General features: G+C 39.3%; 11 protein-coding genes. 5 read left to right on the top strand and 6 right to left on the bottom strand.

Features of this window, described 5'->3' with window-relative positions:
• Positions 1-76: 76 nt before the first annotated feature.
• The 3 genes from PSM_RS03300 to PSM_RS18575 all read right to left on the bottom strand — a co-directional run bounded on the left by PSM_RS03300 (position 77) and on the right by PSM_RS18575 (position 2,325).
• A complete protein-coding gene (locus PSM_RS03300; RefSeq protein WP_013464198.1) occupies positions 77-811 on the bottom strand; it encodes an HNH endonuclease family protein in 735 nt (244 codons plus the stop codon).
• A gap of 41 nt (positions 812-852) precedes the next feature.
• Positions 853-1,914 (bottom strand): DNA polymerase IV, encoded by a 1,062-nt coding sequence (gene dinB, locus PSM_RS03295; RefSeq protein ID WP_013464197.1) that lies wholly within the window; start codon positions 1,912-1,914, stop codon positions 853-855.
• Between the two features lie 234 nt (positions 1,915-2,148).
• A complete protein-coding gene (locus PSM_RS18575) occupies positions 2,149-2,325 on the bottom strand; it encodes a hypothetical protein (protein WP_013464196.1) in 177 nt (58 codons plus the stop codon).
• Positions 2,326-2,653: 328 nt separating this feature from the next.
• Between PSM_RS18575 and PSM_RS03290 the strand changes: the two genes are divergently transcribed.
• The 3 genes from PSM_RS03290 (at position 2,654) to PSM_RS03280 (ending at position 5,203) form a co-directional block, all read left to right on the top strand.
• Positions 2,654-3,085, top strand: coding sequence for an acyl-CoA thioesterase (locus PSM_RS03290; RefSeq protein ID WP_013464195.1), 432 nt, complete (start codon positions 2,654-2,656; stop codon positions 3,083-3,085).
• 12 nt (positions 3,086-3,097) lie between these two features.
• Positions 3,098-4,150, top strand: a complete 1,053-nt coding sequence (locus PSM_RS03285; RefSeq protein ID WP_013464194.1) for an aldo/keto reductase — start codon at positions 3,098-3,100, stop codon at positions 4,148-4,150.
• A gap of 120 nt (positions 4,151-4,270) precedes the next feature.
• Entirely contained in the window at positions 4,271-5,203 is a 933-nt protein-coding gene (locus tag PSM_RS03280; protein WP_016900154.1) for a hypothetical protein, read from the top strand.
• On the opposite strand, the gene PSM_RS03275 is transcribed toward PSM_RS03280, so the two are convergent.
• The 3 genes from PSM_RS03275 to PSM_RS03265 all read right to left on the bottom strand — a co-directional run bounded on the left by PSM_RS03275 (position 5,136) and on the right by PSM_RS03265 (position 9,797).
• Complete coding sequence (locus tag PSM_RS03275) at positions 5,136-5,756, bottom strand: fumarylacetoacetate hydrolase family protein (protein ID WP_013464193.1); 621 nt, start codon at positions 5,754-5,756, stop codon at positions 5,136-5,138. The two genes, PSM_RS03280 and PSM_RS03275, sit on opposite strands and share 68 nt — an antisense overlap.
• Positions 5,757-5,998: 242 nt before the next feature.
• Positions 5,999-8,515, bottom strand: a complete 2,517-nt coding sequence (locus PSM_RS03270) for a glycoside hydrolase family 3 protein (protein WP_013464192.1) — start codon at positions 8,513-8,515, stop codon at positions 5,999-6,001.
• 16 nt (positions 8,516-8,531) lie between these two features.
• Positions 8,532-9,797, bottom strand: a complete 1,266-nt coding sequence (locus PSM_RS03265; RefSeq protein WP_013464191.1) for a sugar MFS transporter — start codon at positions 9,795-9,797, stop codon at positions 8,532-8,534.
• 251 nt (positions 9,798-10,048) lie between these two features.
• On the opposite strand from PSM_RS03265, the gene PSM_RS03260 reads away from it, so the two are divergent.
• Positions 10,049-11,383 (top strand): GH1 family beta-glucosidase, encoded by a 1,335-nt coding sequence (locus tag PSM_RS03260; RefSeq protein ID WP_013464190.1) that lies wholly within the window; start codon positions 10,049-10,051, stop codon positions 11,381-11,383.
• 15 nt (positions 11,384-11,398) lie between these two features.
• On the top strand, positions 11,399-12,727 hold the full coding sequence (locus PSM_RS03255; protein WP_013464189.1) for a glycoside-pentoside-hexuronide (GPH):cation symporter: 1,329 nt from the start codon (positions 11,399-11,401) through the stop codon (positions 12,725-12,727).
• The last annotated feature ends 9 nt before the right edge of the window (positions 12,728-12,736 follow it).

The raw sequence follows: 12,736 nt of genomic DNA, 5'->3' as shown, positions 1-12,736 counted from the left end.
GGCTGTATGAGAATACTTATATCTGTATTAGTCCAAAAAATCGCATGTATAATTAAATTTTTTATACCCATTATACTTATCCACAATAGCTTTTCTTAAGGCTTGATATTTTGTCTGCTTCGAGTTTGGATAAATTTAATTCGTAAGTTTTATAAACTCGTTGAAATCTTAAAATATACTGACATTGATTTTTAGGCGGTAACCACTCGTCAGGTCCCTTATCACCTTTGCTTCTATTTAAACTAGACTCAACACTTAATAAGTTAGCAGGATCATTAGCAAACTTTACACGTTTTTCATTTGTCCATTTATTAGCACCATGTTTCCACGCCCAAGATAAGGGAACAACATGATCGATATCTATTTCTGAGGCTTTAAAAATTGTATTCCCTGAAAAGGGGGATATCCATTTACCTGATTCAACTTTGCACATTCTGTTCGATTTAAACCTAACCTCTACTAATGATTGAGAAATTAAAGCTTCCATTCTAGAGTTTTGACAATCACCATCTTCATCAGCCCAGCCATTACCAAACTTGCTTCTTGAATATTCGGATCTATCTGCTAATTGCTGAGGTATCTTGTCAGGAATCGCTTGTTTATTCCCAGAAGGTTTTCCTTGCCTTTTAGGTAGCCTACCGCCTGATTCAAGGCAGGACTTTATCGAATTAAATGAATGAAAATTTTTAGTACGAGCATAATAAGGAGTATTTTCGTCGTGACAGATACCACTCTTTGATTTTTTGACTATTGATGCATCAATGTCATTTGAAAACAGAAAAGCGAAAAAAAACAACAAATAACGCTTCATATTACTCCCTAATCAAATAATGAAAAATATAAGGTTTAGTATTACTCAAACCCCAGTCCAAGCTGCAAGCTACGCTCTTCGGCTTCTTGTAACCCGATATGAATACCAAGCAATCTCACAGGCTTTCCCTTCCCCCTGACTATTGCTTCCGATAACAGTACGTTCAATAATTCTAAGCTAATTTCACTAGCTTTCTGCTCTTTTGTAGTTTGTTGGAAGTCGCTAAATTTAACCTTTACCCCAAGCTTATTCATAAAACGAGTCTCAAGGTACTTTGATGAACGACGCTTTAACTCAGGTAATAACTTATCAACTATTATCGCTTCAAGTTCACTTTGTGAACTAATATCGAACTCAAAAGTTCTCTCAACCCCAACAGACTTCCTTATACGGGTTACTTCGACTTCTCTATCATCTTTCCCATGACTACGATTCCATAATACGTGACCATATTTCCCAAAATTACTCGCTAAGAAGCTTTCATCAGAGCGCCTTATATCACCACAGGTTTCAAATCCAAGAGCCTTAAGCTTTTCAAAAGTTACTTTGCCAACACCGGGAATCTTTTTTAATGGTAGTGTCTCTAGAAACTCCCATACCTGATCTGGTGTTATTGTACATTGGCCGTTTGGCTTGTTTAGGTCAGAAGCTACTTTAGCGACGAATTTAAGCGGTGCAATCCCTGCGGAAGCAGTTAAGCCTGTAGCTTTTAGTATCTCATCCCTAATCTCTTGAGCAATCAAGGTAGCAGAACCTTGGTGAAGTGAGGAGTCGGATAAATCTAAGTAGGCTTCATCGAGTGACAATGGCTCTATTTTATCTGTGTACTTTTCAAAGATGCCATGAATGATTTGGCTGGTCTCTTTGTACACTTCCATTCTTCCGGGAACTACAACCAGACCGGGACACTTTTTAAGAGCTAACCCAGTTGGCATTGCCGAACTAATACCATACTGCCTTGCAATATAATTACAGGTAGAAAGAACCCCTCGACGATCAGATTTACCTCCAACAGCAACTGGCTTATTAGCTAATGATGGATTGTCTCTGATTTCAATTGAGACATAGTATGCATCCATATCAATGTGAGCGATTTTTCTCATTAGTACTATGCAAAAACTGTCAATATTGACAATGTATTATTTGGAGTATCAGTTTCGATCATATACAAGCCCTTTATTTCCCTTCGATAAACAGGCTGTCATCTAATTTTGTCAAGGTGTTGACAAGTTAGATAAGATGTCTATATGAATAAACTTTTTCATCACACAATAACAACTGTTTATTTATACAGCCATTATTGTGGAATCACTTTTAATTAGCAAGCATGTTATTGCTTAAAAAGAGCGTTTACTTTTCTTTGGCTTATTAAAACAATACATCCAAAATAAAATTTCTAAAGAAAAGCCTAATAAAATCAAAACAATTGCCCCAGCCTCATTACCCATAGCGTAACAAGTAAACGACGCTATAAAAACGGTGCATGCCAATAACCAATTAATTATATTCTGCATAGTTATCTCCTTGTGTGTTAATAGTTACTATAGCCATGAATTTAAAGAGGTACAATTTTTACTCAAGGGTTTTTATTTAGCACTGTCGTTCTTTTAAGGTTAAGGTTAAGGTTAAGGTTTGTTCAATCTGAGGCAGTTTACTCACGGCACGAGGTTTATAGCCTAATTGTTTAAATAAAAAAGGCGCAAAGCTTCCATGTCCTGCTTACGTCCCTTATTTACATCCATGAGGGCAATACAGAGTAGCTCCACCCCTAGTTATAATTCCCTTGAGCTCATCCGACCATATTGCTAATCTAAATGCTTTAAAACTAAGAGCAATAAATACATGGAAACGTTTAAACAACAACACCCTATTCATACCGATATTACTGTGGCATGGGGCGATATGGATGCCCTACAGCATGTTAATAACTGTGTTTACCTGCGTTATTTTGAAATAGCCAGAATCGATTTTTTAAATAAATTAAATTTATTTGAGACTATTAATGCGAAAGCCACTGGCCCTGTGATCAGTGAAAATAATATTCGCTACAAACGCCCTGTAACGTTTCCTGACACATTAAGCGTAGGTATTACCATTAGTGATATAAAATCTGACCGCTTTGTAATGAACTACAGTGTGTTTAGTCATGCACAAAACGCGATAACAACCACCGGCATGTCAAAAGTGGTCATGTTTGACTTTAAAACAGGCCAAAAAGCCACGATCACAGAGCCATTGTTATCGGCTTTAAAAGCAAACTCTCAAACCGAATAATTAGGATTAGCAATGCAATATAGTCAATTAGGCAGTAGTGGTGTTAGCGTTTCAAGAGTGTGTTTAGGTAGCATGACCTGGGGAGTACAAAACACCCAACATGATGCCGACCAACAGATAGCCTATGCGCTTGAGCAGGGTGTGAACTTTATTGATACAGCAGAAATGTATGCTGTTCCTCCCTCTCCCGATACCTACGGTAAAACAGAAGAAATTATAGGCAATTGGATAGCACGTAATTCACAAAAACGAAAAGACATTGTTATTGCAACTAAAATTGCAGGGAATGGACTTTCTTGGGTACGTGATGGCGGCAATATTACTCGCCAAGCTGTTATTGATGCGGTTGATCATTCTCTAAAACGCCTTCAAACCGACTATATTGATTTATACCAGCTACACTGGCCAAATCGCCGTACCCCTCACTTTGCTAGGCAATGGCCTGGTATGCTTAAATTTACCGAGGTAGATGCAAAACAACACACCGCTGATATGCTTGATATTTTAGAGGGGTTAGATGCGTGTGTTAAAGCAGGAAAAATTAAGCATTGTGGGCTTTCTGATGATACGCCTTGGGGAATTAGCCAATTTTTAAATTTAGCAAAAGAGCATAACTTGCCAAAAATGGTGTCTATCCAAAACGAGTTTAGCCTAGCACATGCCAAAGATTGGCCTTATTTAATAGAACAATGTGTACATGAAGATATTGCTTATTTACCTTGGTCACCATTGGCCGCAGGGCTATTAACCGGTAAATACCTAAATGGAGCACGCCCTGAAGGCTCCCGCTGGACATTTATGCAGCGTAACGGTATTTTTCGTGATACGCCACAATCACAACAGGCGACCAAAGAGTATGTTGAACTTGCCCATGCACACGCTATCACCCCAGCTCAATTAGCGCTGGCTTGGTGTAATCAAGTTGATGGAGTGACATCATCTATCATTGGTGCCACTACTATGGCGCAATTAAAGGAAGACATTGATGCGTTTGACCTAACACTGAGCGATGACGTGTTATCAGCGATTGATATCATATTTAGAAATAATCCAATGCCTTACTAATGAAATTAAGCAAAGGGTAAATGTTATTCAATAATGTTGATTCTTTGCTATTCTTTATGTTTATTTTCTAAACATTATCGGTATAATGCGCAGCAAATTTTCAAGGACGATCTATTTGTTATGTTGCCTCTTCGTTTTTTATGCCTGAGCACTTTAGTTATTTTTTCTCTTTATAGTCACACTCTAATAGCAAAACCGGTAGAGGAAATTTTATGGCTACAAAGTAAAACCCCTCCATTTCATTTAGATGCTGATGATTCCCAATCCGGCTTATGTGATAATTTAACTGAGCAACTCATCTCAACCATTAAAGGCGTTAAACATACTCGCTTAGTTTTACCGCAAAAGCGTATTAACAAATATATAAATGAAGGTAAAAACGTCTGTTTCCCATGCGCTATTTATAAGCACAGTGCAAATAAACAGTTTATATATTCAATACCTACGTCTATTTACCCCCCATTTAATATCATTACTACCGCAGCAAAAGCACCTGAATTAACCACAAAACATGGAATCCCTATAAACTTAGTTAGTTTGCTTACTGATGAGAACTTTACTTACGGTCAAGCTGATGCTCGCAGATTTTCTGTGCAGATTAACAATATTATTGAAAATTCACTAACTCACTCCAATGTTTCTATGAGTTGGAGTAGTGATAATGAAAGCGGTGTTGTAATGGAGCGCTTAAAGCATGGGTCTTTAGATTATTCGCTTGATTACCCATTTATAACTAGTTACTTCAATAAAGGTAATCAATCAAATATCGTAAACCTAGCAATTGCACAAAATAAAAATAAATTAGTCCCCATAGCGGTTGGCTGTGCCACCAATGCGCCTAATGACTTTGCATCACAAGCAATTAAAAAAATCAACCACGCACTAAAAAATAGCATTTTAGTCTCTGAGCAATACAAAAAAAACCAAGAATACTGGTTAAATGAACACTTTGAAGACTTTAATAAAACATATTCTCAGCATGTCCTTAACTTTGACTCACAGACCAATGATGCTCCAATAAACACTGCTGACCAGAATAAAGAGCAACGTTGAACTCTCGTCCAGTACTAACCATCCCTACGCCAGCAGGAGTGCCAGTCATAATAATGTCGCCTTCTTCGAGGCTCATAAACTGACTAACCTCAGCCAATATTTGTGCAGGTTGGTGCAACATAAGTTGGCTATCACCATGTTGAACCGGCTTGCCATCAATATGTAATTCAAATATAAACGATGTCATTTCTGGCGTTAATTCAATAAACTCACTAAATAATGCTGAGCCATCGAATGCTTTAGCACGTTCCCACGGCAAGCCCTTTTCTTTTAAACTGCTTTGCAAAGCTCGCTTAGTCAAATCAAGTCCAATCCCTACGCCCACAAGTTGTTTATTTTTAACCACAAAGCATAATTCAGTTTCATAATGTAGCATATCACCGTTATGGGAAGAGAGTAAGGTATTAGTGATCGCGCTATTAGGCTTATTAAAAATTACCATTTGCTCAGGGTGTTCGTTGTTTAATTCAGCAATATGCGCACTGTAATTGCGCCCCACACAGACTATTTTTGAAGGCTGTATGCTCTGCGAAGCCAGCTTTATTTGATTCATTCTCTCACCTGTTAATTACATAACGCGTTTAATATTTCGGCATACTCTCAAATAATTAACGCAAAAGCGAATGCAGTTTTATTATGTTTTTATGATAACTATTGAGCTGAATATAATCAATCACATAGAATGGAATAAAAGTAAGAAGGGACTAATTTGGCAGGTTTTTGTATACGCGGTTTTAAAGCAATAAGCAGGTACATTTAGTACCTGCTTATTGATGTTTGTTAATAGGTTATTGACTACTTACAAGTAACACTACTTTGCTCGACAGCATTTGCTGTAATAGCCAGCTTAGCAATAGATACATGCCAATCACCTTGCGTGCTTAACTGCCAAGGGGTGAACACTTGTGCTAAGTCAACACCTTGCTCTGCAAAACAACTTAAGTTGATGTTTAATGTTTGCCATTGACCTGATTGCTCAAGGTTATCAGTAATATCAAACTTACCCTGACAACTCTCACCACACCCCATACCAACCCATAACGGACTAGCCGCGGCTTTATCTACTTTAATTTGTATTTGCAGCTGACCATTGTTTTCAACGTATGAACGTAAGTCAGATGGAAACGCAGCCGCTAAATTAACGCCAGCCATTGCTTGGCCATTAAAACGAATAGCGCGTGCATCTTCTTGCACCTCTTTATCAAATGTTTGGATGCTCACCGCACCTAATGACTCGCGACTGCTCGCCACCGTTTTTTGTTGCTCGCCACTTTTTAAAACCAGTGACCACGGTGCTTTAATTGCACGCTCAAACAATACTAAATCATCCAATTTTTCAGTCTGTTGAGTTTGCTCCACCAAGTCATCTTTTAAGACATTACTATCGTTGTAAGTTAAACCAAAACCATAAGGAAGTAATGGGCTGTAAGCTTCGTCGTTACGGTTTTCATTATCGATTGGATTATTAGGCCATGAAAAAGATAGCTTGCCTTTAAAGTCATGATTAATAGAGCCGTCTGCATTTTTAAACAAGACATCGCTAATAGCATCGCCTTCACTACCTGGAAGCCAAATAGCAACGAACGCATCACTGGCGTTAAGCTCAGCATTAACCCACATAGGGCGACCGCTTATAAATAATGAAACAACAGGGATTCCCTCATCTTTAAACTTACGCAGTAACGCTAAGTCGCTTTTATTACCGCGCTGGTATTCGAGGTTATCAACATCACCATTACCCTCTGCGTATGGTTGCTCACCAAACACCACAATGGCAACATCAGGGCGTGCAGTATATTCCCCTTCAACGCTCAGCGCTGCACTGCCACCAGCTTGCTCTACAGTATCTTTAATACCTGCATAAATAGAACTGCCACCAGGAAAATCACTGTTTTTATTACCTGTACCTTGCCACGTAACGCTCCAACCACCCGACTGCATACCTATGTTATCAGCCCCTATGCCTGCGACTAATACGTTGGTTTTAGGTGATAATGGCAGTAACTGCTGCTTATTTTTAAGTAATACTAAAGACTCGCGTACAGCCTGTTTAGCCACTGCACGGTGATCGCTACTACCAATAATTTCAGTTTTTCCAGACAGGGGACGCTTCGCAGGGCTTGGTTTATCAAATAACCCTGCACGCATTTTAACGCGTAAAATACGCGTTACTGCATCATTAATTCTACTGAGTGGGATTTCACCGCTATTAGCTTGGTTAACCAAGTTGCTAAATAATGGTTTCCACTCATCCGGTGCCATGTATACGTCTAAGCCCGCATTAGCCGCTTGAGCACAGTTACTATTAGAACAGCCTTTAACCTGCCCGTGGCCATTCCAGTCACCGACAACAAAGCCATCAAAACCCATTTTATCTTTAAGCACATCGGTCAGTAAATATTTACTGCCGTGAATTTTTTCACCATGCCAGCTATTAAACGAGGCCATTACCGTTTGTGCACCTGCACCCAAACCACCAACATAACCTTGAGCATGAAGCGCATATAATTCTTCTTCAGAGGCGATATTATTACCTTGATCATCGCCATTCACAGTACCGCCATCACCTAAAAAATGCTTAACCGTACTGACTACCCGCGTATCTGATAAAAAGTCTTCATCAACAGCGCCTTGTAAGCCTTTAACAATTGAGGCTGAATATGCTTTTACTATTTCAGGGTCTTCAGAATACCCCTCGTAAGTACGACCCCAACGATCATCTCGCACTACGGCAACCGTAGGTGCAAATACCCAGTCAATACCGGTAACCATAACTTCACGCGCCGTTGCTGCGGCAATTTTTTCAATAAGTTCAGGGTTGTTCGCCGCCCCTAAACCAATATTATGCGGAAATAAAGTCGCACCAATCACATTGTTGTGTCCATGTACCGCATCAGTGCCCCACATTGTAGGAATCGTGCTGCCATCGAGGGAATCATCAATAGACGCTTGATACATCTTTTCAGCTAAATCAACCCAGTCTTCGGGGGTTGCATGTTTATTGTTATTTGGAAACGAGCCACCGCCGTTTAAATAGGAGCCAAAGCCATATTTACGCATATCTTCAACCGTAATATGACGAATTTCAGGTTGGATCATTTGCGCTATTTTTTGCTCTAGTGTCATGGTCTTTAGCATATCTGCGATTTTTTGCTCCATTTGAGCATCGCTTTTAATACCGGTTTCTATTGTTGGCCAAATTTCTTTTTGATTTGTCGCATCGCTAGCACTGTTAGAGGGTTGCGAACAACCGCTGCTGGCTATTGCTGCTAGCATCAGTGCAGTGACTGAAAAAGTTCGTTTAATAATCATAGCATTCACCTAAAACTCAAAGACGAGTTGACGTTGTTTTTTTTGCACCAAACAGCGCGAAGTAAGTAATATATAAATAGCAGCCAATAGGCAGTATAAGCGCTAGTTGCACACCGATATTGTCAGCCAGCATACCTTGTAGTAATGGAATAATAGCTCCACCTACAATCGCTAAGCATAAAATACCCGACCCCTGTGAGGTGTATTTACCCAAGCCTTGAAGCGCTAAACTAAAAATAGTAGGGAACATAATAGAGTTACACAGACCAACCAATAAAATAGCCCACATAGCGAGTGACCCTTGACCTGTCATTGCAATTAACACTAACACACCGGCCAAAATACCATGACAAGCTAACACCTTGGCTGCATTTAATTTTTGCATAATCGCAGCGCCAGCAAATCGCCCTATCATTGCACCTGCAAAATAATAGCTAATATAATGTGCAGCTTGTTGCTCTGGTAAACCTGCAATATGGTCAAGGGTTAAAAAGCCGACTAAAAAGCTACCAATCGCAACTTCAGCACCTACATAAACAAAAATACCAATAGCGCCCAAAATAAGATGGCGATATTTCCAAACACTGCCTAAGTCAACAAACTCAGTGTCACCTTGATTTTCAGCTTCACTATCAATCGCTTTACCGAGTTTAGGTAACTTCAAAAAAGCAAAAATAATAGCCAGTGTTAGTAAACTTGCACTGAGCATTAAGTAAGGGAACTTAACTTCTTCGGCTGTAGCTTGACTAATTTCAGACAAAATCAACCAACTACCAAATAATGGCGCAACCGTTGTTCCTAAAGAGTTAAAAGCTTGGGTCATGGTTAAACGCGAAGACGCTGTTTTTGCAGGCCCTAATACGCTTACATAAGGGTTAGCAGAGACTTGTAAAATAGTGATCCCTGAAGCAAGCACAAATAAAGCAAGTAAAAATAGTTCGTAAACATGTGCCTCTGCAGCGGGGTAAAATAATGCACACCCTATCGAAGCAACAACCAAACCAACAACAATACCAAATTGGTAACCTATTTTACTAACGAGTTTTCCTGCAGGAATTGACATAACAAAGTAGGCACCAAAAAAACAAAATTGTACCAACATTGCTTGGGTGTAATTAAGGGAGAACATTCCCTTTAAATACGGAATTAAAATATCGTTCAGGCAGGTAAGAAAACCCCACATAAAAAACAAGGTCGTAAGCGATGTTAACGCAAAGGTGTGTGTAGACCCTGGTTTTTGGCTGTTTTCTGCTGCCGGTAGTGGCTGTGTGATATGTGCCATAGTATAATCTCTAATTATTTATAATTATCAGATTGTTACCTCTATTTAATTGCGTTTAGTAAAACTTAAAAAGCAGATAATAGTTGCAACACCAAATGTAAGCGCTTACATTTATAGCATACAGAGAAAATTTATCAATTTATTTACAAATAATATTGTAAGCGCTTACATTGCTGTATTATACAATTTCTATTGCTTAGCTAATTACGGTAAAGCGCATTATTATTGCAAGCTTAAGGACGTATCTCATTGTGTTTAAAACAATTTCTTTGCCAGGCACGTCAGCCCTTTTAAAATCGCCGTTTATTTTTGGTGTTGCCACGGCCTCTTTTCAAATAGAGGGAAGCCACAACACGCGCCTACCATGTATTTGGGATACTTTTTGTAGCAAACCAAACACCATTGCAGATAACAGTAACGGCAATCACGCCTGTGAGCATGTAAAATATTGGCAACAAGACGTTCAAATGATTGCCGATTTAGCCGTTGATGCCTATCGACTTTCTATTTCTTGGCCCCGCGTTTTACACCAAGATGGAAGTTTAAACATTCAGGGCATGGCGTTCTATAAGTCATTACTACAAGCTCTTAAAGCACGCAATATTAAAACTTATGTCACTTTATATCACTGGGATTTGCCACAACATTTAGAAGACAACGGTGGTTGGCTAAATCGCGATACCGCGTATCAATTTGCTCATTACGCTCATATAGTAACTCAGCAACTAGAGGGCTTAGTGGATTCTTATGCGACCTTAAACGAACCGTTTTGTAGTGCCTACCTAGGCTATGAAATAGGGGTACATGCACCAGGCATAAAAAGTCAAAAAGCAGGACGCCAAGCGGCGCACCACTTATTACTCGCCCATGGACTTGCGATGCAAGTGATACGCAAAAACTGCCCTAAGATAGAGGCCGGTATTGTGCTTAATTTTAGCCCTGCCTATCCATTTACTCCTGACGATGAACGCGCTGCTAAATTAGCTGATGACTATCATAACCAATGGTATATTCAAGCAGTGCTGGAAGGCCGCTACCCTGAAGTGATTAAGGAGCTTGCAAATGATGCAAAACCTGATGTTGCAAATGGCGACATGGCAATTATTAGCCAAAAAATCGATTTTTTAGGGGTTAATTACTATACTCGTATCCATTACAAAAATACGCCAGTTCATTGGTTTAGCGAAGCTCCTTTAGAAAATATTGCCACCACTGATATGGGCTGGGAAATATACCCACAGGGATTGTGTGAACTCCTACTTGCATTAAATGATCGTTACACGCTACCCAAAGTATATATAACTGAGAACGGTGCAGCGATGGCCGATGTATTAATAGATGGAAAAGTAGATGACATACATCGTATCAATTACTACCATACACACCTTAATGCCGTTCATAATGCCGTTGAGCAAGGCGTTAATGTGCAAGGCTACTTTGCATGGAGTTTAATGGATAATTTTGAATGGGCCTATGGCTATGAAAAACGCTTTGGGCTAGTCTATGTTGATTACCAAACTCAACAACGCACCTTAAAACAAAGCGCAATTGCGTATCGTGATTTTCTTAAACAGCGCCAAAAATAATAATGAGTGGCTTTTATGCTGAGTAAAAAAGAAAAAATAGCTTATGGCCTAGGTGACACGGCAAGTAATATTATTTTTCAAACCGTAATGCTATTTTTAACCTTTTTTTACACCGACATTTTTGGTATTTCGCCTGCTGTTGTTGGTACCCTTTTTTTAGTCGTCAGAGTCATTGATGCAGTTACAGACCCAATAATGGGCGCCCTGACCGATGCCACTCATACAAAATACGGTAGCTACCGACCGTACCTACTTTGGCTTGCCATCCCCTTTGCTGTTATAAGCGTGATTACCTTTACTACCCCCGCGATGGATGACGGCAAAAAAATTATTTACGCGTTCGTTACCTACACCTTGCTAATGTTGGTTTATACCGCAATTAACATTCCTTATTCGGCACTTGGCGGCGTACTCAGTAGCAATCCTAACGAACGGGTTTCTATTCAATCATATCGATTTGTGTTTGGCATGCTGGGGGGGTTATTGGTTACGAGCTGCACTTTACCTTTAGTAAAGTGGTTTGGGGAGGGTAATAACGAGTTGGGCTATCAACTCACCATGCTGGTTATGAGTTGCCTTGGTGTAGTGTTATTTCTAATTTGTTTTCGTTACACCAAAGAGCGGGTGATCAATCCACCACATAAATTATCTTTAAAAACACAACTTCACGTTTTATGGCAAAATCAGCCGTTTAAAATATTGTGTATGGCAGCACTGATATTATTGACCAGTATGGTGCTGCGCACGACATTAGCTATTTACTATGTAAAGTATGTTCTTGGAAAAGAAGATTTAATCACCGAATTTGTGACTTTAGGTATGGTCGGTAATATTATAGGCTGTGCGTGTGCGCAACCTTTAAGTAAACGCTTAGATAAAAAAACGGCTTATATTTATCTGCAATATATTTCTGCCATATTGAGCTGTTTTGCTTTTTTTGTCCCTAATGAGCAAGTTTTACTCGCCTTTTTAATGTATTTTTTATGGTGCTTTTTCACTCAAATGGCGACACCTTTATTGTGGGCAAAAATGGCAGATGCTATTGACTACGGAGTTTGGCAAAATGGTCAACGACTCACAGGTTTGGTTTATGCAAGCGTGGTATTTTTTATCAAATTGGGGCTCGCATTAGGCGGCGCTATAGCGGGTTGGTTACTTGCGTATTATCAGTATCAAGCCAATGTAGAATTAAGCGAAGCAACTAAAAGCGGTATTTTAACCTCATTTACACTCTATCCTGCTATTGGCAGTATACTTGTGGCTTTAATAATGACTAAATACAACTTAGATAACAAAACCATAAAAAAAATCACCGCCGATTTAACACAAAAAAGTAATTTGTAACAAGGAATA

The sequence above is a fragment of the Pseudoalteromonas sp. SM9913 genome (assembly GCF_000184065.1).
Taxonomy (GTDB): Bacteria; Pseudomonadota; Gammaproteobacteria; order Enterobacterales; family Alteromonadaceae; genus Pseudoalteromonas; species Pseudoalteromonas tetraodonis.
The sequence above is the reverse complement of the archived record's forward strand: the minus strand, read 5'-3'. Positions and strand labels throughout refer to the sequence as shown.

Bases quoted from the DNA above. Each gene is read 5' to 3' on its own strand.
- PSM_RS03300 (WP_013464198.1), bottom strand. From the start codon at position 811: ATGAAGCGTTATTTGTTGTTTTTTTTCGCTTTTCTGTTTTCAAATGAC.
- dinB (WP_013464197.1), bottom strand. From the start codon at position 1,914: ATGAGAAAAATCGCTCACATTGATATGGATGCATACTATGTCTCAATT.
- PSM_RS18575 (WP_013464196.1), bottom strand. From the start codon at position 2,325: ATGCAGAATATAATTAATTGGTTATTGGCATGCACCGTTTTTATAGCG.
- PSM_RS03290 (WP_013464195.1), top strand. From the start codon at position 2,654: ATGGAAACGTTTAAACAACAACACCCTATTCATACCGATATTACTGTG.
- PSM_RS03285 (WP_013464194.1), top strand. From the start codon at position 3,098: ATGCAATATAGTCAATTAGGCAGTAGTGGTGTTAGCGTTTCAAGAGTG.
- PSM_RS03280 (WP_016900154.1), top strand. From the start codon at position 4,271: ATGTTGCCTCTTCGTTTTTTATGCCTGAGCACTTTAGTTATTTTTTCT.
- PSM_RS03275 (WP_013464193.1), bottom strand. From the start codon at position 5,756: ATGAATCAAATAAAGCTGGCTTCGCAGAGCATACAGCCTTCAAAAATA.
- PSM_RS03270 (WP_013464192.1), bottom strand. From the start codon at position 8,515: ATGATTATTAAACGAACTTTTTCAGTCACTGCACTGATGCTAGCAGCA.
- PSM_RS03265 (WP_013464191.1), bottom strand. From the start codon at position 9,797: ATGGCACATATCACACAGCCACTACCGGCAGCAGAAAACAGCCAAAAA.
- PSM_RS03255 (WP_013464189.1), top strand. From the start codon at position 11,399: ATGCTGAGTAAAAAAGAAAAAATAGCTTATGGCCTAGGTGACACGGCA.